At 35.0% G+C, this 22,996-nt stretch carries 22 protein-coding genes, 1 other RNA gene, 1 riboswitch and 1 other annotated feature; of the genes, 8 read left to right on the plus strand and 15 right to left on the minus strand.

Annotation, left to right across the window (positions count from 1 at the left end; all coding sequences use genetic code 11):
- Positions 1-798 carry a hydroxyethylthiazole kinase gene (thiM, locus tag HFC68_RS08405; protein ID WP_069825200.1) on the minus strand — a complete coding sequence of 266 codons (798 nt, stop codon included), beginning with the start codon at positions 796-798 and terminating at the stop codon, positions 1-3.
- 80 nt (positions 799-878) lie between these two features.
- Positions 879-984, minus strand: a riboswitch (TPP riboswitch).
- Positions 985-1,124: 140 nt separating this feature from the next.
- Here thiM and HFC68_RS08410 point away from each other — a divergent pair.
- Positions 1,125-1,340: a CsbD family protein gene (locus tag HFC68_RS08410; RefSeq protein ID WP_002833966.1), complete on the plus strand. Its 216-nt coding sequence runs from the start codon at positions 1,125-1,127 to the stop codon at positions 1,338-1,340.
- Positions 1,341-1,384: 44 nt separating this feature from the next.
- Here the strand turns inward: HFC68_RS08410 and HFC68_RS08415 are convergent, their stop codons facing one another.
- Both HFC68_RS08415 and HFC68_RS08420 read right to left on the minus strand, forming a co-directional pair.
- Positions 1,385-2,356 carry a DUF916 and DUF3324 domain-containing protein gene (locus HFC68_RS08415; protein WP_167399790.1) on the minus strand — a complete coding sequence of 324 codons (972 nt, stop codon included), beginning with the start codon at positions 2,354-2,356 and terminating at the stop codon, positions 1,385-1,387.
- A 57-nt stretch (positions 2,357-2,413) separates the two neighbouring features.
- Complete coding sequence (locus HFC68_RS08420; protein ID WP_069825198.1) at positions 2,414-2,902, minus strand: hypothetical protein; 489 nt, start codon at positions 2,900-2,902, stop codon at positions 2,414-2,416.
- Between the two features lie 465 nt (positions 2,903-3,367).
- Here HFC68_RS08420 and HFC68_RS08425 point away from each other — a divergent pair, with 465 nt between their 5' ends.
- Positions 3,368-3,991: a MarC family protein gene (locus tag HFC68_RS08425; protein ID WP_167399791.1), complete on the plus strand. Its 624-nt coding sequence runs from the start codon at positions 3,368-3,370 to the stop codon at positions 3,989-3,991.
- Between the two features lie 64 nt (positions 3,992-4,055).
- Here the strand turns inward: HFC68_RS08425 and asnS are convergent, their stop codons facing one another.
- Positions 4,056-5,450, minus strand: a complete 1,395-nt coding sequence (gene asnS, locus HFC68_RS08430; protein WP_167399792.1) for an asparagine--tRNA ligase — start codon at positions 5,448-5,450, stop codon at positions 4,056-4,058.
- A gap of 63 nt (positions 5,451-5,513) precedes the next feature.
- Positions 5,514-5,754: a binding site (T-box leader), on the minus strand.
- Between the two features lie 62 nt (positions 5,755-5,816).
- Positions 5,817-6,284, minus strand: a complete 468-nt coding sequence (locus tag HFC68_RS08435) for a MerR family transcriptional regulator (protein ID WP_069825196.1) — start codon at positions 6,282-6,284, stop codon at positions 5,817-5,819.
- An 80-nt stretch (positions 6,285-6,364) separates the two neighbouring features.
- On the opposite strand from HFC68_RS08435, the gene HFC68_RS08440 reads away from it, so the two are divergent.
- On the plus strand, positions 6,365-7,087 hold the full coding sequence (locus HFC68_RS08440) for an SDR family oxidoreductase (RefSeq protein ID WP_167399793.1): 723 nt from the start codon (positions 6,365-6,367) through the stop codon (positions 7,085-7,087).
- Between the two features lie 27 nt (positions 7,088-7,114).
- On the opposite strand, the gene HFC68_RS08445 is transcribed toward HFC68_RS08440, so the two are convergent.
- A complete protein-coding gene (locus HFC68_RS08445; RefSeq protein ID WP_011673132.1) occupies positions 7,115-7,900 on the minus strand; it encodes a TMEM175 family protein in 786 nt (261 codons plus the stop codon).
- A gap of 15 nt (positions 7,901-7,915) precedes the next feature.
- Entirely contained in the window at positions 7,916-8,728 is an 813-nt protein-coding gene (locus HFC68_RS08450) for a phosphorylcholine transferase LicD (protein WP_069825194.1), read from the minus strand.
- 127 nt (positions 8,729-8,855) lie between these two features.
- Here HFC68_RS08450 and HFC68_RS08455 point away from each other — a divergent pair, with 127 nt between their 5' ends.
- Positions 8,856-9,005 (plus strand): hypothetical protein, encoded by a 150-nt coding sequence (locus HFC68_RS08455; RefSeq protein WP_011673131.1) that lies wholly within the window; start codon positions 8,856-8,858, stop codon positions 9,003-9,005.
- A 42-nt stretch (positions 9,006-9,047) separates the two neighbouring features.
- Positions 9,048-9,416: a transfer-messenger RNA gene (gene ssrA / locus HFC68_RS08460) on the plus strand.
- Positions 9,417-9,660: 244 nt separating this feature from the next.
- Here ssrA and scrK read toward each other — a convergent pair.
- The 5 genes from scrK to HFC68_RS08485 all read right to left on the minus strand — a co-directional run bounded on the left by scrK (position 9,661) and on the right by HFC68_RS08485 (position 15,725).
- Complete coding sequence (gene scrK, locus HFC68_RS08465; RefSeq protein ID WP_158190452.1) at positions 9,661-10,533, minus strand: fructokinase ScrK; 873 nt, start codon at positions 10,531-10,533, stop codon at positions 9,661-9,663.
- Between the two features lie 44 nt (positions 10,534-10,577).
- Complete coding sequence (locus HFC68_RS08470) at positions 10,578-11,816, minus strand: oligosaccharide MFS transporter (RefSeq protein WP_256677790.1); 1,239 nt, start codon at positions 11,814-11,816, stop codon at positions 10,578-10,580.
- A gap of 41 nt (positions 11,817-11,857) precedes the next feature.
- Positions 11,858-13,195 carry a NosD domain-containing protein gene (locus HFC68_RS08475; RefSeq protein ID WP_158190451.1) on the minus strand — a complete coding sequence of 446 codons (1,338 nt, stop codon included), beginning with the start codon at positions 13,193-13,195 and terminating at the stop codon, positions 11,858-11,860.
- Between the two features lies 1 nt (position 13,196).
- Positions 13,197-14,621, minus strand: a complete 1,425-nt coding sequence (locus HFC68_RS08480) for a sucrose-6-phosphate hydrolase (protein WP_158190450.1) — start codon at positions 14,619-14,621, stop codon at positions 13,197-13,199.
- A gap of 126 nt (positions 14,622-14,747) precedes the next feature.
- The gene (locus HFC68_RS08485; protein ID WP_158190449.1) at positions 14,748-15,725 is read right to left on the minus strand and encodes a LacI family DNA-binding transcriptional regulator; all 978 of its coding nucleotides are present in this window, start codon (positions 15,723-15,725) and stop codon (positions 14,748-14,750) included.
- Between the two features lie 1,851 nt (positions 15,726-17,576).
- Here HFC68_RS08485 and HFC68_RS08490 point away from each other — a divergent pair.
- Positions 17,577-18,143: a sugar O-acetyltransferase gene (locus HFC68_RS08490; RefSeq protein ID WP_158190448.1), complete on the plus strand. Its 567-nt coding sequence runs from the start codon at positions 17,577-17,579 to the stop codon at positions 18,141-18,143.
- Positions 18,144-18,455: 312 nt separating this feature from the next.
- On the opposite strand, the gene HFC68_RS08495 is transcribed toward HFC68_RS08490, so the two are convergent.
- The 3 genes from HFC68_RS08495 to HFC68_RS08505 all read right to left on the minus strand — a co-directional run bounded on the left by HFC68_RS08495 (position 18,456) and on the right by HFC68_RS08505 (position 21,698).
- A complete protein-coding gene (locus tag HFC68_RS08495; RefSeq protein ID WP_167399794.1) occupies positions 18,456-19,391 on the minus strand; it encodes an AraC family transcriptional regulator in 936 nt (311 codons plus the stop codon).
- Between the two features lie 72 nt (positions 19,392-19,463).
- Entirely contained in the window at positions 19,464-20,246 is a 783-nt protein-coding gene (locus tag HFC68_RS08500; protein WP_167399795.1) for an SDR family oxidoreductase, read from the minus strand.
- Positions 20,247-20,750: 504 nt separating this feature from the next.
- Positions 20,751-21,698, minus strand: a complete 948-nt coding sequence (locus HFC68_RS08505; protein ID WP_167399796.1) for a YafY family protein — start codon at positions 21,696-21,698, stop codon at positions 20,751-20,753.
- 70 nt (positions 21,699-21,768) lie between these two features.
- Between HFC68_RS08505 and HFC68_RS08510 the strand changes: the two genes are divergently transcribed.
- Entirely contained in the window at positions 21,769-22,341 is a 573-nt protein-coding gene (locus HFC68_RS08510) for a YdeI family protein (RefSeq protein WP_167399797.1), read from the plus strand.
- A gap of 100 nt (positions 22,342-22,441) precedes the next feature.
- Complete coding sequence (locus tag HFC68_RS08515) at positions 22,442-22,696, plus strand: DUF3781 domain-containing protein (protein WP_158190447.1); 255 nt, start codon at positions 22,442-22,444, stop codon at positions 22,694-22,696.
- Positions 22,697-22,996: the final 300 nt, after the last annotated feature.

The raw sequence follows: 22,996 nt of genomic DNA on the forward strand, positions 1-22,996 counted from the left end.
TTATGCTTCTCCAATTTTCATAAGGTCTTGAACTTGTTCAGGGGTGATATTAGCTAATTCGTCTAAAAGATAGGACAAAAAACTGCCTGGTCGATTTTGTTGATCGAGTTGTGCCGCTGCGCGTTCTCCCGCACACGAGAGAACCAAACTAGCGGTAACAGCAGCATCTAAAGTATTTTCAGCTACGGCGCTGAACGCTCCTACGATACTGGACAATAAATCGCCGGAGCCCACGATGGCTGGTAACAACTTAGTGTTATTGTGCACCGTGATCACTTGTTGACCGTCGCTGATATAATCGACTTCACCACTAGCAATCACCACGTTGTTAAATTTCTGGGCACAAGCTTGGACAACTGCGCTCATGTCGCCGGTCCCATTTCCAGCGTCGATACCGCGCGTTTGCCAATCGATACCGGCTAAAACGGCGATTTCTCCGATATTTCCACGAATCACATCGAAATGATATTTTTCTAGTAACATCAAATTGAGGGCTTTGCGGTACTGGGTGGCACCGACTGCGACGGGATCTAAGACGAGTGGTTTTTGATATTGATTAGCTGCTTCACACAGCTTATTCATCAGTGGCCAGCTCTCTTTACGAGAAGCGCCCGCATTAATCACCACGGCCGATGCGAGTTGGACGAGTTCCTCCGCTTCACTGACTTCATCACTCATGATGGGAGAAGCTCCCACCGCATTTAAGCCATTCGCCACCAAAAATGGGGTAACAAAATTAGCATAATTAACTACTACCGGATTAACTTCCCGGATTTTGGCAATATCTTGAAGGTTCATAATAAGCTCCTTACCAATATCTATCACTGCCCTTAATGTCGAAAAAACCACCCTTTTGTAGACAGAAGGATGGTTTTGGTTTCAACAATTAAACACTTTCCTTCGCAAGTACTAACTTACAGGTTCAAAGGGATCACGCTGAACAAGCGTATCTCAGTTCTTCTAAGAACACCCCTAGTGCAGATATTTATTAAATTTTGAATTCGGTTTCATGATACAACTTTTTGTCCATCGACTCAAGTTGAGCATATCATTACTACTTTAGATGGTGGACTTGCTACAATGGAGATGAACCAAAAAACTTAACTTTTAGGAGGTATTGTTTTATGTCTGATAACGAAAGATTGGAAAATACTAAAGATAGAGTTACAGGTAAAGTTCGTGAAGGTGCCGGCAAAGTAACTGGCGACAAAAAAGAAGAAACTAAAGGTAAAGCTCAAAATATGACTGGTAAAGTCAAAGATAAGCTTAAAGACGTCAAGGAATCAGCTGAAGGCGCCATGGAAGAACTCAAAGATAAAATGCATAAAGACGACAAATAAAAAGAAGGTTCGCTTAACGGCGAGCCTTCTTTTGGGTTAAAAAACTATTTTCGTTTTAGCTTCTTGAATATAATCCAGCCAACGCCAATTACGATGAGCGCAATTACCGCCAGTCCGATGAATAAGGCCGAATGATTTTGAATCTGATGGCGCTTAGCGACCTTCAAATCAGCTGGCTTAATCTTGAAGTTCTTTTCAAATTTCCAATGATCTTTTCCATGTTGCATGGTCAAAACAAGCTTGTATTGACCTGCTTTTATATTTTTAGGTACTTGGATAGGATTCTCAAAAGTTGTTTCGGGCGTAATGTCAATCCGCTTAGTTTCCTTTTTGAGGGTTTTATTATCCATATTTTTGATGGACGAAACCGTTTTGACACTCTTAAGTAAATTTTGATGATGGTTGGTCAGCTTTGCATCTAATTCGTAAGTACTCAAGTTAGGTTTAGTCATCTTCAATTGATCTAGGGATAACCGTGGTGTGGGACGTTGGTCATGATTTCCGCGGATTACGAACGGAATGTTATAAGCAATCGTGTTAGAAACTGTATTTTTCTTTGCTGTTGTCGTTTTCTCCGTAAAATGTAATCCAGCCATCAAAATTCCATTGAAATCTTTAGCTGGAAAACTAATGCTGCCATGAATAATTTGGCTACTGTTGGGAGCAACTTCGACTTCTTTAGGCAACCTAATCATTTGAGTTAATTTGTAAACCGTATTAGCTTTTTCCGGAGTACGATCAGAATAGTCAACAATACCGTTACGATTAGTCCGAGCTTTGTTCACTTCAATTTCAAATTGCTTGGTCTTTTTAGTATTATTTGTGATTTTAATACCAAATGATTCCTTACTAGCTGGTGGCCATCTGATGTCAAAATAGCTATCGGCTCCATCCGTCTGATGTTCCGAAAAAATGGGTGTCACTGAATAACTAGCAAGTTTATGATCAGCATGTACATTCGTCGCAGTTAGAATGCTGATTACAAATATAAATACCAACGTGAATATTTTTTTCATATCGATCTCTTTTCAAAAAAAGAAGAGAGAACTAAGTCTCTCCTCGGAATAATGGTGCTATTCTGTAATTTGTTCTGTTTGAGTCTTAGTTAAATTCCATTGAATAGCAGTGCTATAATCCTTTACTTCTTTTATTCCATTATATTCAAGGCTTACAGATAATTTATCAGCGTTTTCCCCGACGATATTAGAATCTTTAGATGCTACTACGGCTGCAGCATCAGAAAGTGTCGTGTCACCAATTTTTACCGTACGAGTTGCATCTGTGTCACCTAATTTAGCAGATAGTTGGTATCCTTTAGTATCTCCAGAATAATCTGTAACTTTATAGTTAACATCTTGAGAACCAAAGTTTACATCCCCACTTAAAGGTTGTGGATCAAAATTGATTGTAGAATCAATGTCTAACGTGACATCACCTTTAGTAACTGTAGCAGTTGCGGTTGTATTCCCGGTTAGCTTATCAGCTGCATGAGCTACGCCACTGTTGGCAACACCTAATAACATACCACCACATAACATTGCACTTAAAATAATTTTCTTCATTTTATTAATACCCCTTTTTTAATCTGCTTCCCCGATACTACAACTAATCTAATCATCAATAATTCAGATCTTACTAATGACTCTTATTTATATATTGTGAATATTTTCATAATATATAAAAGTCTTATTTTTATGTAAAATTTTTAGCCTCCTCTATTTTGGATTAATACTATAATTCGTAATTATGGGTGTCTTTAGGGATGTTGACACACTGAATCCCAGCATTCAGCATGTATAAAAACGCATAAAGATAGATAAGTGCTGGCTAATGCTATCTATCTTTATAAGCATTATATTATACACGTTTAGCTAAATACAAGCTCTTTTTTCAAAAATCGGGTATTTTTGGAGATTCGCTTTTAAAGACCGATTTTCCCCTCTTAACCAGCCATATTAATTGGGTTTTAAATCGTTCCCCCATATAATTAAGTTAAGCTAATTTAACTTAATTAATGGAGGTGCACTATGAATTTAGTTCAAGCTTTTTTGCTATCATTTACCGCCTTTTTCGCAATTATGAACCCTTTTGCTAACTTACCCATGTTTGTGAGTTTGACTGCTGATAATAGTAGAAAAGAGGTCAATGCCATTGCGCGCTTAGCCTTCATCGTCGCGACCGTGATTGTGGCACTTTTTGCATTATTAGGTAATTACATTTTCAGTATCTTTGGTATTAATCTTTCGGCTTTGCGGATCATGGGTGGAATCATCCTAGGTTTGATTGGTTATCACATGATTCAAGGGAACGTGTCCCCTATTCAGCATGATCCCAAACAATCGGTTAAAGATTCCGTCAACAGTAACAATACTGACGTAGCGATTTCTCCACTGGCTATGCCGGTGCTGGCTGGTCCTGGAACCATCGCCACTACTATGAACTTGTCGAGTAGTACCAATCCCTTCATCGTGATTAGTGCTTTTGTCGTTCTATCGGTCATTACTTATTTCATTTTTATCTACGGGGAACAAATTATGGCTAAATTGGGTAATAACATTGTGAACGTGATTACGAAGTTGATGGGATTGATTCTGGCAACAATTGGGGTGCGGATGTTAATTATGGGGGTGCAGGTGGCGTTTCATTGGTAGGAAAATTTTTCAAATAAAAAAGCATCCAATCTGTGATTGGGTGCTTTTTATTTTAACGATTAAATTAGAAACTAGCATTTCCTGGTGTACGAGGGAATGGGATTACATCGCGGATGTTTTCGATTCCAGTTACGTACATAAGTAATCTTTCGAATCCAATTCCGAAACCAGAATGTTCAGTTTCACCGTATTTTCTTAGTTCAGCGTACCATTCGTATTCCTTAGGATCGAGATGGAATTCGGCAATCTTTTCGTTGATCTTGTCGAGACGTTCTTCACGTTGACTACCACCGATTAATTCACCGATACCAGGAACCAAAAGGTCAACTGCAGCTACAGTCTTGTGGTCTTCATTTTCACGCATGTAGAAGGCCTTAATGTCCTTAGGATAATCCGTGATAAAGACGGGTTTTTGATATACCTTTTCACTTAAGTATCTTTCGTGTTCAGTTTGTAAATCAATGCCCCATTCGACTGGGTTTTCAAACTCTTGGTCGGCATTCATTAAGATGTCGATGGCTTCTGTGTATGAAACTCGGGCAAAGTCAGCATCCTTAGTAGCTTCCAAACGAGCTTTTAATTCTGGATCAACGGCACCGTTCAAGAATTCCAATTCTTCCTTAGCATTTCCCAAAAGATAGTTAACTACATACTTCAACAAATCTTCAGAAGTATTCATAATATCTTGAAGGTTAGCAAAGGCCATTTCTGGTTCAATCATCCAGAATTCTGAAGCATGACGCGTAGTATGTGAGTTTTCAGCTCTAAAAGCTGGGCCGAATGTATAAACATTTCTAAAAGCCAAAGCAAAAGCTTCTGCATTCAATTGTCCACTAACAGTTAAGTTGGTAGGTTGTTTGAAGAAGTCCTTGCTTGAATCTACTTCCCCAGCTTCGTTCTTAGGTAAGTTGTTCAAATCTAGCGTTGTTACCTTGAACATTTCACCGGCACCTTCAGTATCACTGCTGGTGATGATCGGTGTGTTAACGTAAACAAAGTTGTTGCTTTGTAAGAATTGATGAACAGCAAAAGAAACCAATGAACGAATCCGGAAAACAGCATAGAAAGTATTTGTCCGAGGACGTAAATGAGCTTGTTCCCGCAAGAATTCAGGAGTATGTTCCTTCTTTTGCAATGGGTAGTCACTGTTTGAGCTACCTAAAATTGTGATTGAACTAGCTTGAATTTCAAATGGTTGCTTAGCCTTAGGTGTATCAGCCACTTTACCTACAACTTTGATTGTAGAATAGATTGCTGCCTTACGAATTTCTTCAGAGTTTTCAAGGGCATTGTTGTCCATGATAACCTGAACATTCTTGATGTAAGAACCATCGTTAATTTCTAAAAAGCTGATTTTCTTTGAAGAACGGATGGTTTTTAACCAGCCAGTTACTTCCACTTCTACGTCAGCATCATGTTCTGCTTGAGAGTAGAGTGTTTTAACTAATGTGTTTTCCATGAATAAATCCTCCATTCTTATCCTCGTAAAAAGTCCGGTACAAATAAAAAAGTCCTCCTCCCCAGAAGGGACGAAGGACTTTCGCGGTACCACCCAAAATTCGTTTAATTAAATTAAACATCTTAAAATAAGCATTGAAATGCTTTCCAAGCTGTAACGGGCCGGTCCCGTCTAAGCCTACTGTGATTTCAGCTTAGAAACAAAGAAGATGTTTTTCTTAAAAGAATAACTTTTTGAGCTCGCACTATCCTCAATTCGCTTTAAGTTATGGGCCTTAAATACTCGTTCTTCTTACGGTTGATAATTATATCTACTTCTCGTTAGATTAGCATATAAATTCAGTTTTGTAAATTTCAAATTGCACTTTTACTCGATAAATTTATTTGAAGCAGGATGGAGTTTTTGATAATGATCATATAAGGCTGGATCTGATCTCTGAGTACCTGGCTTAAAATTAACTGATTCCGTTTTAGCGGCTTTAGCCCGGGCGTAATACCACTTCTTCCATCTTAAGAACGCGAGCTGCGTTTCTAATTCTTTAATTTGGCGTTCCAAGGCCACTTCTCGTTTAACCATAAAGTCATAGCGTTGTTCTAAGGTTTGATCCCCTTGCATACACCACTCGATGAATTGACTAATTTCTTTGACAGGCACCGCCGATTTTTTCAGGCAGTTAATCACTTCCACGTATCCTAAATCATCTTCCGTGAAAATTCGCCTACCCGCTTCATTTCTTTTAGCAAAAGGTAATAGCCCTTCTTTATCGTAATAACGTAAAGTATCGGTTGTTACATTCATTTTTTTAGCAATATCGCCAATTAAATATGTTTTCATTTCTAAAATTTCTCCTTGACTTGGAGTTAACTCCAAGTAGTAACATCAAATATATCATAAAACAAAGGTAGGTACATAATATGAATAAACCATTAATTGTTATTACTGGCGCTAGCTCTGGTTTTGGAGCAGAAATAGCCAAAATTTTTAATCAGGCGGGGTACCCTGAATTATTACTAGGTCGACGAGTTGAAAAGATTCAAGATTTACCACTTAACTTTGAAAACGTCATGATTGAAAGCGTCGATGTAACAGATCAAGCTCAATTTAAAACAGCTATTGAACATGCTGAAGCTAAATTTGGACCAGTTGACTTACTCGTTAACAACGCTGGAGTGATGCTATTAGGCAACGTGACTACCCAAAGCCCAACCGAGTGGCAAACCATGTTGGATACTAATGTTATGGGAGTTTTAAATGGAACCCAAATTGTTTTACCCAGCATGTTAGAGCGTGAACATGGAACCATCATTAATATGTCATCCCTAGCCGGTAAGAAGACCTTCGTTAACCATGTGGCTTATGTTGCTTCTAAATTCGGTGTTCATGGACTTAGCGAAACTATCCGAGAAGAAGTTTCTGGTAAAAATGTCCGAATCTCAATGGTTGCCCCAGGCGCTGCTGAAACTGAACTCCTCACCCACGTTACTGACCAAAATGCCTTGGTCGATTATGGCGAATGGAAAAAGAGTATGGGTGGTATCACCATGGATCCCAAACATGTTGCTGAAAGTGTTAAGTTCATTTATGATATGCCACAAGCGGTTAACATCCGTGAATTAGCAATCGCAGCCACTCGTTAAGATAGTTAAATAAAAGAGGTCATCGCATTAAAAGCGACGGCCTCTTTTATTTTTCAATTCTGGGTGACTCTGGAATAGCGCCGTTAGTTCGGCCTGCATTTCAGGATTATTGCGGCCTTTTCCACGATATTTACGCATAATTTCACGTTGCATTAGACGTAATTCACGAAGACTACTACCTGACGTCTCTAAGAACTGTTCCTTTTCATTTTTAGGTAACTGTGCGACATCTTGTAAGTCCGTATAATCATGGCGTGTCGTCACAAAAGAAATAACGGGCATCGCTAAGTAAACGACCACCATCGCTTTAGGGAAAAAGTACGCTAAAACCAAGATGGTAATACTGGCATAACCCAAAAAGTTATTATGATTACCGTAGACCTTATGAAAAATACGTTTAATATCTTGTTGATCGGTATATTTTTGTTTGATGACCGCATAGCTAAGCCTTACAAACAATCCATTAACAATAATATTTAAAATTCCATAAGCTAAAACCGTTGTCCGATTGGTATCGTAAGTAATAATTTTTGTAAAAATTGGCATCAAACTTAAGAAAGCTAAAAAAATGAATTCTCGAATAAAAATATGATCATTCATTGTTTTTGCATCATTAAATAACATAGAATGTTGGTACCAAATATTTGCTACAAAACAAAAACTAATAAAAAAGATTCCAACTGCTTTACCAAATTGCATATATTCGCTAAATAAATCATGCTTGGGGATTGGCAATTCCAATACCATAATTGTAATGATAATCGCAATGACCGCGTCACTAAACGCATCCATGCGTTCTTTTAGTTTTTCCATTAAAATTCCTCGGTTCTATTCGATTCGTTTTCCATTAATAATCACCGTATCAATGTGCTTAGAAACGCGCTCTTTTTCTGGTGGCAGCTGCATGTAATCACCATACATCCGTTTCAAAATACGGTCGTAGTGTTGGGGAATCGAAACCTCAATGGATTCAAACTTATGCGTGGTTAGTTCTGTTAATTCGGACTGACTTAAAACTTCTTTATCATAGGCGTACTGAGAAGCATAATTTTTATAATGATGAAATGGCTCATTATCATACAGGCGCATGATATTTTCACGTCGCTCTTTTAACTTGGCTACACTCATGAACAACTCTAAAGGCTTCTCGTTAGGCGCTTTACGGAACGGTGTTTTGATAATGTTGTACCCTAGTCGCACGAGAATTGCGGCGTCATTAATCTTAAAGCGATTGTAGACTGCCTGGCGAATTTCAGGTTGACGAGGAACCTTATCAAAAGGAAAAATATCAATAAAAATTCCCTTGTGGGCATCATTAACATTATTCTTTTCTTCTATATAAGTATTGGTATCTAAAACCTTCATATAACTAAATGCAAAATTGGGATCCGTATCCGCCGTTTGCATAAAGTAATGTGTATTTTGGAACTCAACTGGCGCGACCCTAGCGAACTCATCGTAATTTTCACGCGTCATCCCTAGATCGACATCATCATCCCATGGAATAAATCCGTCGTGCCGGATCGCCCCCAGTAATGTTCCACCGATTAGCATGTATTTAATATCATGTTTATCGCAAATTTCGATAATAACTTTTAACATCTCAATCTCGACTCGATGAATTTCATCAATCTGGCTCATGGCTCTCCTCCTCTTTTCCTAGTTACTTAAATTGTGACATTTAAGGAATAGTTAAGCAATAGGCAAAACTGTTTGACTTTCTTGAATCATGTATTATGATGAGTGCATATAGAAGGAGGAATTTCTCATGAAAAAAACTAAAAATGCTTTGCTGGATTACCTTTTAAAGAACCTCCAAAATTCAGAATTGCTTGACCGTCTTTTAAACAATCTCCAAGGTCAACAACAGTTAGCTTATCGACCAATTCCGATTGAAAACGATAAAAATCGCCGTTAAAACCTGGCATCCTATGATATAATAAATCATAGGTTCTATTTTGGGGTCGTTATGGATTCGACAGGTATGGGTCGAGCCATGACTGCATTTCGTAGGTTACGGCTACGTAAAAACGTTCAGTTTATTATAACTGCAAATAATAATAACAATTCTTACGCTTTAGCTGCCTAATAGTAGCTTAACGTAGATCCGCCTAGTCTCGTCCATGGGCTAGATACGGGTCCTAAATGAAGTGGACTTGCGCTTAAGTACTGGCCTGGGTGCTTAAGAAGAGGATTTACAGACTAGCGTTTTAATGAAGCCCCGACATACGGCGTCTTAATTCGCGAAATCTAAGTAGTATGAATATGAATGTAGATGTCATGGTGGCGACATGCTTGGACGCGGGTTCGACTCCCGCCGACTCCATTGAATAGGAAAAGCTGGTACAGCTAAGGGTTTGTAATCCTTGTTGTATCAGCTTTTTTGTTTAGACTTTTAGATTGAAACACGCTAAAAACTAAAATATTTTGCACAAATTTTGCACAACGAAGTAACTTCCAATATTGATATAAAGTATTCTTATTTAATTCTACTAGAGGACATTAAGTAACAACTAAATATTTACTTTAACTTTTGGGGTATACCTCAAAAGCTTGGTATTTTTATTATGGTCTTATTCATTTAAAATTTTATTCGCTAAAGCAAAATTACCAACCGTTGCCGATCCATTATTTTTTACCGCAGGGGTAACAATATAATGATCTAAATCTGGAACTTGAACATAATCATTTAAAAGCTTTTTAAATTCAATTCGAACTTTTCGCAAGAATTTTTCACTCGTTACTCCGCCACCAAAAACAATTTTACTCGGTCGAAGCGTGAGCGTTGTTTGTAATGCTGCTTGTGCTACATAGTAAGCCATTATTTTCCATACTAGGTGATCTGTAGCAACCTCTTGCCCCTTAATTCCTAAACGAGCTTCGAAAGTTGGTCCAGCAACCAGCCCTTCTAGGCAATCGCCATGATAAGGACAGATACCTTTGAAATCAAGATCGTCTGGATGCCGTTTTAATAAAATATGTCCCATTTCTGGATGACCGATACTTCCAATTAAATGAGCATCGACAATCACACCAGCCCCAACTCCCGTTCCGATTGTATAGTAAACCAACGAATTTATTTTTTCATTAGATAGCGTTGACATCACATATTCTCCATATGCTGATCCATTAACATCAGTCGTCCAAAATATTGGAATATCAAAATATTTTTTGATATAACCAACAAAATCAATGTTACTCCAATTTGGTTTTGGGGTAGTCGTTATGTAGCCGTAGTTATCTGAATTCTTTCTAATCTCGATTGGGCCAAATGATGCAATACTTAGAGCTTCAATCTTAAATTTCTTAAAATAATCTACTGTTTTTCTTAATGTTTCTTCTGGGGTAGTAGTCGGAAACTGAATTTGATCTTGTACTTGGTAATTCTCATTTCCAACTGCGCAAACAAATTTTGTTCCACCCGCTTCAATACTTCCTAGTAGCATCTAATCCTCCTATTTTATCTTTAATGATTTAAGAAATCGTTATATTAATTCGCTAAGCTTATACCATATACATCTTCGTTATCCTTTTTCAAGGTTAATAATGCGAAGATTAGTGCACATAATACGATTGCTGAAATCACTAAAAATGTAGTGTGATAACCTACTGTATCTCTCAAAATTCCCAATGGTGTAGATAGTATTACTTGCCCCACTTGAGCAGCAATTTGGAATCCAACCATGTATAACGTTGCCGACAATTTATTATTGAAATGTAAAGTGAAATACTTAAACATTGAAAGCATAAATAACGGAACTTCAATTGAATGTAGCATTTTTATTAAAGAAACCAATAATGGTGTATCGGCAATTCCACATAATCCAATTCGTACAATCATGACTGTAATACCTAGTAACAACGTTTTCTTCACACCGATCTTGTGCATTAAAAATGGAACTAAAACCATCATAATTGCTTCACCAAAAACTTGAACTGAATTCAAAACTCCATAAAGCTGTTCACCAGTTCCCTGATTTATAAAAAGACTAGTATAAAATTGTGGAAACATTTGCTGATCAAATACTGTATAGAATGTCCAGGTAAACATTGTCAAAATAATCATCATATACAAGGTAGGCATTTTAGCAACATCTAGCATTTCAGATAACGTTGGAATAGAACTGCCATCCGACTTTTGTTCACGTTGACGATAAGTTATCACTTTTTTTCTAGTAAAAAGTGCATCAATCAAGAATAAAACTCCTAAAACAGAACCACTCCAAAAATTGAGAGTGGGATTGATTGGAAACATGAAACCTCCAATTAAGGTAGCCAATGCATACCCTAAAGATCCCCATGCTCTAGCCTTACCATAATCAAATCCAAATTGTCTGCTCGCTTTTTCAGCATAGGTTTCTGTTAAAGGTGCAGTTGCCAAAAATGCTGCTGGAATATAAAATGCTCCAATCAAAACGCCAATTGCAAAATGATTGGTAAGTATCGGTAAATATATCCATGAAAAAAATGGGCCAATCAAACTTATCAACGTTGCACAAAAAATTAACAAACTAGAATTCAATTTTAAACGATCTTGGACTACGCCGTAGACAAACATTAAAATTAAAGTCACAGCTGAATTAAAAGAATATATAATACCAACTTGTGAACCCGTAAAATGTAAATTATTAATTAGCCATATTTGAAAAAATGACCACCAAATTGCTTGACTGGCAAACATTATAAAAATAACAAATGAACTGTTCCAATAACCGAAAGCTTTTTTCAATTAAAATCACTCCCTATGTTTTATAAAGCCTAGAATTAAAATTAGATTGTTGGCAATGGTCTAAATGAATTTCTGTCTTTATTCATTTCCACTTGTGATTCATAACCAGAATCCAAGATAGTGTTTGAATTTGAGCTCTCATCTACGAGCACTGTCACAATATTTAACGTTTTTCTTTCTTCCACTAGTAATAAAGAATTAACTTGTGCTGCATATGCAGAATCACCAGTTTTAGCGTTAGCCTCAGCTGCCACAAAATTATTATTTGAAATATAGTTATGATTACCTTTTTTAATTCTGATAATAATTGGTTTAATTCCCGTTGGTCTTAAATATTCTTCATCAATTATTTCTGAAAAATGATTTCCGATAACTGAATTATCATTTCCTTCAATTGAAAGTAATCCAAAATCATCCATTAAATTATTGTCATGAATCTGCATTGGTTTCCAAGGTTCATGGTCTCTCAAAAAATGATTAGAAGAAATCATATTTTCTGAACTATTTTTTTCTAAAATAACCATTCCAGGGTAAAAAGAATGTAGTATATTATTTGAAATTAAAGATCGAGTAACAGATTTTAAGTGAATAATACTTTTTCCTCGAGGGAAAATATTATTGGCGGTTACAAGTAATTGTGCGAAATTTTCAGCATAAATTGAGTAACCTTTGAAACCTGCACCAATCAAGTTATCAGTAACCTTGGAAGCTTGCCCCCATCCCCGAAGTTCAATACAATTTCCACATTCAGCAACAAAATTGTCATGAATTGTTAAGGCATCCGCATTATAAACTGTAATTCCATGTTCTAAATAAACTAGTCCCATTCCTGAAAATTTAAATGAATCTTGTGCACTTGCAACGTATATCCCAGTTTTTCCGTTTACATAAGTATTTTCAACATTAGGTTCATTAGTTCCATCATCAATAAAATGAACCCCGTCAATACAAAAATTACTAAATTCTACTGAACTAATTCTTGGATCACCGTCACGTTTTACTAAGAATGCTGCTAAACTTTCTTCTGAACTATCTTTTTCAATCGATAATTCATTCAATATACGACTTCCCCCCGGCCATAATTCATACAGATTAACCCAATTTTCTTTTGGAACATTAAATCTGATGCTGGAAGATGTAAAACCGTGACCTGATCCCACAATTTTGAGAAAGCTTATGTCAATCTTCACTTGTGTTTTTAGATGATAATCGGCTGGTGGCAAGTAAATGACAGCTCCCGGCTTACCACCATCATTAACATCTAATTGTTTTTGTTTATTTTTAATATCTGCAATAATGCTATTAATTACTACACCAATATCCTCAAAAGGATTACCTTCATTCCATTTAGTCACATCATAGTAATAACTTTCATTCATATTATTCACACCCTTTAAGAAAATATCCCTGAATCCCCATATCAATTGGACTATCAGATTCTAACGAAATATCATAATTATCAATCAAATAGATTCTTTCTGAAAAAACTACTTCGCCATCATTAATAAATAACTCGATTGAACTTCGATCAATAAATATTTGTAATTTTAAGCGCATGCATTTTTCTAAATTAGCGTAACGATTAGGGTCTTCTCCATGCCGATATAAAATTAATTCTTGATTATCTTTATTAAAGGTCAGCGATAATTTAGTTTCTCCTTTTTGAATCATCGAAAATGTAAAAATATTTCCTTCCCAATCCTCAAGTTGAGAATCAATGTTCAATTCAATTTCCTTTTTGCCTAATTTTGCCAGCAAATATTTAGTATTTTTAATGCTTTCATCTACGCATTTATCAGTACGTAATTCCTTTACTTCTTCCACAGGATTCATATACAGATGATCATCTACTAAGGTTAATTCTCGTGGTAAGGTTAATGCTCCGGCCCAACCATCAACTTGTTCTGGCATCTTTGCTTCCCACATATCCATCCAGCCCAAAACAATCCTACGACCATCTTGTGCTAACATAGTTTGTGTAGCATAAAAATCATGGCCATGATCTAACTCAGTGAATTTATCACGTTCGTAAGATACTTGATCATAGTCTAATTGCCCCACAAAATATCCGGTTTGGAATAAATTTAGATATTTTTTATTCTCAGATTCAATTCCTTGTGGAGAAAGTAATAAGATATCTTTTCCATTCAATCTAAATAAATCGGGACATTCCCACATAAATCCTTCGATTTTACTTGATTTCGATTCAGCAATGACACCCTTAAATACCCAATCTAGTAAATCTTCAGATTCATACATCAAAATACGACCAACTTCTTCTTGATTTTGACTACCAATCACCACATAGTATTTTCCATTGTGTTCCCAAACCTTCGGATCTCGAAAATGAATCGTATTATCCTTTGGTGGATTAGCGATGATTGGATTATTTTCATATTTAGTGAAATTAATTCCGTCTTCACTAAAAGCTAAATTTTGATTTTGCCAAAAATTATCTGGATCATTTTTAACGTAGTAATGATGTCCAGTATAAATTAGGTATAATTTGTCGTCTTTAACAATAGCACTCCCAGAAAAGCATCCATCTTCGTCTTCTTTATCTCCTGGAACTAGCGCTGCTGGTAATCGTTCCCAATCAATTAAATTTTTACTCCGTGCGTGGCCCCAATGCATTGGCCCCCATTGTGAATCGTATGGATAATATTGATAAAAGATATGATAATAACCCTTGAAATAAACAAATCCATTCGGATCATTCATCCATCCCGAAGTTGGCATTAGATGATAGTTTAATCGATAACGATTGTTAGTTACTTTAATGATTTCAGATTCATCAATTTTCATAATAAAGCTCCTCAATTCAAAAATGTGTTAACCGGATGACACAATATTAGAAAACGTTTTCAAAAATTATTTTATCTCTCTTGTTTGAATGTGTCAACCGGTTAATATATTTTTTATAAAAAGAACCTAAACCGATTCTCCTTTCCACAAAGTGACTGGAACAATCTGTTTAGGCTCTGTTTTTTCACCTTTAATTCTTTTTATTAATGTTTTAACTGCTAAACTAGCCATTTCTTCAACTGGTTGCTCAATGGATGTTAGTTCTGGTAACAAAATCCTTGTTGAGGTAGCACGATCATACCCCACAATTTTTAATTCTTCAGGAACTTTAACATTCATCCGTTTAGCAATTCTCCATATAAGTGCTGCATCGGCATCATTTGTTGCAAAAACGGCATCCATATTAGAATAAGTTTTGAACATCCTTTTTATTTCTTTGATTTTTTTATCCAAATTCCAGTTAAAATCAATGATAAACGATTTTGGGATAAGTTTATTTTTTTTCATAACTGATTCATAAGCAATTCTTCGATTATGGGCCGGCGTCTGTAAATCCAGTGGTCCATCAGTAACAATGATATTCTTAGCGCCTTTGCTAATTAACAATTCGGTAGCTAATTTACCGCCTTGATAATTATCAGATGCAATTATAGGAATATCGTCATTAATTATTCGATCAATTGCCACAATGGGCAGATTGGTTACTTTGTACTCATCAATATCATAATTATGGGCCCCGACAATTAACCCATCTACTTGGTTACCAATGAGTTCTTTAAGATAGGCTTTTTCTTTTTCAGGATCGTTCATTGAATTTCCAATTAAGACTTTAAACCCTTGCTTAAAAAGCCTTTTCTCTAGTTCTGCTGCTAACTCCCCAAAAAAAGGATTGTCCACTGACGGAAATATTAATCCAACTAGCTTAGTTTCTTTCTTAAATAACTGTCTAGCCACTGCGTTAGGCGAATAATGTAATTCCTCTATTGCTTCATGAACTTTCTTACGGGTTTGTTCACTAATATATCCCCGATTATTAAGTACTCTGGAAACAGTTGTTTTCGAGACGCCTGCTAATTCAGCTACATCTTCTAATTTTACTGTCATTTAAGTTTTCAGTCCTTTTCAATTCCAAATTATAATATAATTACTTTTTATTTATATTGTTGATTATATCAAATAATATAAAGGAGATTTTTTATCTTAGTGCTATGCAATTTCCGTATCTTGTACAAGTTGATCAATAGCTGTTTGATATTCAACTTGCTCGGTATTAAACCGATTATCAGAAGATTTGGTTAAAATTGATAGAAGAGTTGAATTAAAGGGCACATATGTCAATATTCCACACAAAATTATATCAATAATAATTAAACTTTAAATAAACCACGTCATACTAATCAGTACTAAAATAATTTTAGGTGTTTTTAAAATTTAAAATTACTTATTTTCACCACAAATATTCCTTGAATAAATTGTTTTTAATATGGCTTATTGCAGGGCTATTTAAGAATAAATATGACGGATCATAGTAGATCTAAGTGGTTCTTTGTTCACGGGATACGTAAGTTTCTCGACCATTAATCTCACTGTAGTAGTGATTATATTTGGTTACTTCCTGAACCACTTGATCAATAGTTTTATAATAGTGATGCTTAATTAGTTCTCGTTTCAGTAACGAATGGTAAGCTTCCATTCGAGCATTGTCGGCTGACTTTCCCTTACGAGAGTATGAATGACTTAGTTGATTCGCTATCGTTGTATTTTTAAATAAATGAATAGTATATCGGATTGGCTCGCCATACCACTGTGGATCATCTTAAAAGGATGTTTTCGATCCAACAACTGTTTAATAGGAGCCGTAGCTAATTGAGTGTGGGAATTATCCTACTTGATGAAATAAATCTATAATTGTTTGTTTAAATTTATTGGAATAACGAATATCAGAATTCGATATAAAAAGACTCCTTTACTAGGATCTTAGCACACGAACAAAAGTTGTATGTAATCACAGTATAGGAGCCATTCTATCGAAATATTTAAACTTCTAAGCATTACCAATTTATATAAAATATCGTCTTTCCATGATAATTATATCTCCTCTGCATTTGTGAAAACCTAAGCCTCGCAAGCTATTTTTTATAAAACTAAGCCAAAAGCTTAGCGAATTTTTAAATCAGCTATGTAAAGCATTGATATATCAAGGCTTTAAAAAAAGAGTGTCTTATCTAGTTTCACTAAATAGCATTAAATGGCAACGAATATGGCAACGAATTTTCAGGGGAGAATTGGAAAAAGATACCGATATTAATATCGATATCTTTTTTTGTTTGTCCACTCCCCTTAAAAATCTACTCTTACTTAAAATGTTACAAGTCTAATATGACACTTAATTTTGCGGCCATTTCAATAATTCAAAACTAACGCAATAAGGTACACTCTATTGTTACAAGTTTTAAATTGAAAATTAGATTAGTCTTTTAATTCTGGTATTCTATTATCTAACCAGCGTTGTACTTCTTGTAAATCTTTCAAGTCCGATAACTTAGTGATATACCTTTTAGCGTTGGGTCGTGCCACCGTTTTTTCCGTTCTTCTTTGTGGCTATCTTTATACCGCTTGTAGCGCTCTAATTCCTTTTATTTGCTTGTTAGTTCTTCCATTAATTACTTCCACGATCCTGTCTTAATTCTAAAATAGATATGGGAAAAACCTAAAACTGAATATGAAAGTGCTAAAAAAGCCAATATAAATATTGAAAACTTATGCATGTGACCATCTTCTTTTTTATTCATGCTACTGCTATCTACTAAATTGTTGGGTAACTTTGTTTGATACACCTAGCAATTCCACAAAGTGAGTTTTCTTGGTTTTTTATAAAAAAATTGTTCCTTACCCATCTATGCTAATATGCTTGTAATGGCTCATAGACCAATTTCTTATCGGAAGGATAATAAAATGAAAACAGAAAAAGAAAAATTCTTAGCTGGCGAACCTTACAATGTTATGGATCCTGAATTAGCGTCCGAGGAGACCCGTGCACGACGCCTTTGCAAACAAATGAATGAACTCGATGACACTGCCACAGAAGAAAAGGCTCATATAATTAAGCAATTGTTCGGATCAGTCGGCGTAAGCCCCTGGATTCAACCAAATTTCAGATGTGACTTCGGTTACAACATTCACGTTGGTGATTACTTTATGTGCAATTATGACAATGTTATCTTAGATATTGCTCCAGTTACGATTGGAGATCACTGTATGCTTGCACCACACGTTCAAATATACTCTGCATTCCATCCCAAAGATCCAAAAGAGCGAGCAAAATTTATTGGTAATGGTCTTCCCGTTACTCTAGGAAATAATGTCTGGGTTGGTGGCGGTTCTGTTATTTTACCAGGAGTCACTCTTGGAGATAACGTTATCGTAGGTGCTAATTCTACAGTAACTAAATCATTCGGAGATAATGTAATCATTGCAGGTAATCCGGCAAGAATAATTAAAGAAAATTTACCTGAAGAATAATATTGCAACTAAAAAAGTCAATATCGTAAAATCAGAAAAACAATTTTTAAAAAATAAAACAGCTTTTTACATACTGAATATATTGATAATGAATTTGAGAAAGATATCGACTGAAGTTGATATCCTTTTTGTTTGCGTACTCTTTTTAGAAAGTTGTCTTTAATCAAATACCACATAATATACTGTTAATGATTATACTTTGTTATTACATCCCTTTTCTCACTAACTAATACCCTAACATTATGTAAAAAACGTGACGCTAGTGGGCTCAACAATCTGTCTTGTGGTATTAGCTCAATTATCATTCCGAATTTATCGTTCTTTATTTGCAATTTGCTTTCGATACTCACTAAAACTGATTCCCGTCCAAATCGTAAACGCCCGCAAAAATGAATTAGCTTCTAAATAACCTAACAGATAAGCAATCTCATCCGAAGACAACGTTGTATTTTTTAGATAACTTTTAGCTAACATTTCACGTACACTATTAATTTGTTTCTGAAAGTTAGTCCCCTCTTCTTTTAATTTACGCTGCAAAGTTCGTTTGCTAACGTTTAATTTACGCGCCACATCTTCTGCTGTTGTTTCTCCAGTAGGTAATAAATCAACCAAAGCACTACGAACCTGAGCACTGACTGACTCATCAACGTCTAATTCAGATAACCGTCGTTTTAATTCCGGTGTAAGATATGAGCGAAGTGCGGCATTATTTGTTAAAAATGGTAGTTCGAGATCAGTCATTTTAAATGTAATACTATTAGTTTCACCAACAACTGGTTTAGTTTCTAATACATTAACCAGCACTGGTTCAAAATCCATGAACGTGGATGTTACCTTTAATGGTTTGACTTTGATTTCGGTAGCTTTTGAGATTAAGTTAACCAAGAAAATAAACTCACTAATTACAAAAAATTTAGAATCAATCACCTGATCATTTAGGGATTTTAGAGTAACTGTTATAGCATCTTCACTCTGATTAATCTGATATACAATCGGCCCAATTAATTGCTTATATTGACCTAAACGTTCGATAAATTTCATACCATTTTCACTGCAATAAGCAGCAAAAATAGGTGGTGAAAAAGTCTCAATACCGTTAAATGTCGATAGATTGAGAAGGGTCTGTTGATCAGTTGCCTGATTAGCAATTACATTCATTAATGTGTAATACTCTTGTTCGGTCACTCGAATCTGTTCATGTGTAAAAAGATTTTCAGGTAATTTAGCAGCCTTCAAAAACTTTTCCAATATCAAAACCATTTTGTTTCAACAGTTGTTGATATTGCCCATTAACAATAAATTTTTTCATTCTTGCTCACCTTATTTTGAATTTGATTGTTGGTTAGCTACAAATCCCATAATAGCCTTCTTGGGCATTAATGGCATTAGACTAACGAATGGCCGCTGAACGGGTGATAATCCTGCAAAAACATTCAACTTACCTAACATCATCCCTTTATATCCTTCTTTAGCAACATCAGTTGGATTAGCTCCATGGGAGAACATCTTCGTCTGGGTTAGTCCACCAGCTCTGGCGAAACCTGTGTCAATTGCTCCTGGCATTAAAGTAGTCACCGTAACGCCAGTACCTTTAACTTCATATGCGATTGCATTACTCAAAGAGGTTACATAAGCTTTTGTTGCATAATATTCTGCTTGTAATGGTCCTGGTATTAAAGCAGCGGATGATGAAACATTTAGTACCCTACCCGAACCCTTTTTAACAAGTTCTGGAATAAATAGCTTCATTAATTTAGTTGGGACCAACATATTCACACGCATCATGGAGATATCTTGTTCCATTGTTCGATCAACAAAGGTCCCTTGTCCTCCTAAACCAGCATTATTTACTAAATAATCAATTTGAATATCTCGATTTTTAACTTGTTCAAAAATCTGTTCGGCAGCTGTTTCATCTGCGAAATCAACTGCAATAGTATCTACCTTAACCGAATACTTACTTTCTACATCTTTTTTTAGGTCGGCTAATTTCTTTGAATTACGACCAATTATAACCAAATTATTTCCATTATCTGCAAATAGTTTAACAAATTCCTTTCCTAATCCGCCAGTTGCACCTGTAATCAAAGCTGTTTTTGCCATTTTAATTATCCTCCTGATTCGCATCTCATTGCTTAACTTATGTGATAAGTATAACCAGATTCCTATCACCAAAGAACGTCAAATAATGACAACAAAACATCAAAAGACGACATTTTTTTATGAATATGTGTATATCATAATATATACGGCACTAGCGACTAAAGCAGCTAGCATAGACTAGTCGTGATTAGATCACAATAATTACTTATAACTAAAAAGACCAATCTTTTTAGATTAGTCTTTTCGGCCTTTGTTTTATGATTTCATTTGATTATTAAAATTCCTCTTTACTCAATACCAGATTCAATATTTTTTCCTTTACAAATCTTGATAGTTTCCATTAATTGTCTACCTGCATCATTGCTAGGTTAGTTTTCATTTTTATAACATTAATATATTTTTAAACGGTTCTAAATTAGAGTTTTAGACAACTTTTCCTGTTTACTTTCTAATTCTGAAATCAATATTAACAAGCTGAAGCTTCTACTTTAATTATGCTCGGATCTAGTCAACCAACTTATCGCTAAAATTTGCCAATCTTTTTTGTATGCATTCAGCTATCTCTTTTGGTAATCGTTTAAATTTTATTCCTTCTCCTAAATATAGTAACCAATCTGTGGCATTTTTTATTTCCATCTCATTTTTTACCTGAATAAATGTCTCTAATAAAATATTTTTATGATCAGAACGCAAAAAAATATGAGGTAAATTGAGACGCTTAAACCTTTCAATTGCTAATTTATCTAACAAAACAATTACGTTGGGATCTGGTTGTTGGGGCTCTATTTTCTTAAACTGTTTTTTAGAAATGAAGACTTTACTTTGAAAAATCTTTTTTATTTGCTCGATTGGTAAAATGATTTGTTTTTTATCTTTGAAATTTATACCCTCTATAAACCAGGATAACTCACGCTGAAAAATTCCCCGAACATAAATATCGCGTTCATCTCCATTAATTAAGGTAATGATTAAATGTCGTGTGTTCAAAAGAGTTTGAATCACCTTTTCAAGCAATGGGTTAGCTCGATCATATTCATTCAATAAAGTAGGATGATTTGGATTGACTCCTCCTATCCAGACAAAGTTTTGTAATTCAAGTAAGTTATCTTTTTGCTCATCTGAAGCAACCAAAAGTAATTTTTCGGTTAATGCTTTTCTATCAACTAAAAATGGTAATCCTCGGTTAGAAGTAGCTAAAAAGCTTAAGAATATTGCACGTAACTCATAGTCTGTCAAACGAATACTAGGTAACATACGGTTACGCTCTACAAAATATCCTCCCTCAGGGCCAACTTCTGACACGATGGGCATTCCTTGTAAACGTATTTCGTTGACATCACGAATTGCTGTACTTTTTGAAATTTGAAACTCTTCCATTAATTCCTTAATCGTGAAAAACGCACGATTATTTATATAATGTATCATTGTATTGATTCGTTCAACGCGTTTCATTTTAACCCTTTCATTTTTTGACACCATTATGCAATAGAATAATCTTATCACAGTTTATAGGAGTTAAAAAATGAGATGGGATAACATTGAAATTTTGCCTGTTAGTACAAGAGAACAATTACGTGAATGGTTGATGAAAAATCATAAGGTTGCAAGAGAGGCTTGGATTATTATGAGTAGAAAGCCAAAAAAGGGCACAATTTTATATTTGGATATTGTTGAAGAGGCACTTTGCTTTGGGTGGATTGACGGAATAAACAAAAAATTGGATGAAAAAACACATGTCCAACGTATTACACCAAGAAAAAGTAATAATTGGACAGAACTCAATAAAGAGCGCGTCCGGCGTTTAGAAAGAATTGGATTAATGACTGATGCAGGACGAGCAGTATTGCCCGATATGTCCACAGAAAATTTTATAATTGCTTCCGAAATATGGAAAGAAATTAGAGATGACGAAAAAGTATTAAAAAATTTTAAATCATTTCCAGCATTATACATTCGTGTACGAATAGGAAATATTCAACAAGAAATAAAACATCCTATCGTATACAAACGTCGATTGAATAAATTTTTAGACATGACACGCGAAGGAAGAATGTACGGTGCGTGGAACGATGATGGTAAGCTTTTAAATGAATAAAGAGGAATAGTGTTAAACATAAAAAATTCGGCATAGTTGCATTAACAGATGGAATAATTGCCACAATGATTATTGTTCTCAAAAATTAATGGAGGCGTCAATGAATAATGAATTTTTAAAATCTACAATTTTAGATCATTTATGCTATACAACACTTGTTTATCAGAGAATAAATAAAAAGTTAGATTCGGTTATGGATAAGTTAACCATCAAAAATCTAATTACTGATTGTATTAAAACTGCGGATTCAATTAGCAAAAATGGAAAAAATTATTATGTTTACAACTGCAAAAAGAATATTTCAGTAACAATTAATTCTAATAATTTTAGAGTAATAACTGTAAATCGGTTGTAATATTTTTATTTACTAATATCTATATGACTGGTAATAATTCAATTATTGATGAAATTTATAATCTAATTTTATATTGGAAAGGTAAGAATGATGCGTATTAAAGATATTTATTAAGCAACCGAACTTTCATCCCTACTAGGATTACTTCCTGATATTAATATAAATATTGAATATACTAATAACGATTGGTGTAGTTTAGATGACAGATTACACAATGTTTTAGTATCTAAAGATAGAATGCCAAATGACGAATTGAATGAGATTAGATTGTTAGTCGAAAGTTTAATCGATCCTATACCT

Origin of the sequence: Pediococcus sp. EKM201D (assembly GCF_011800215.1) — a bacterium.
In the GTDB taxonomy this organism is placed as follows: domain Bacteria; phylum Bacillota; class Bacilli; order Lactobacillales; family Lactobacillaceae; genus Pediococcus; species Pediococcus pentosaceus.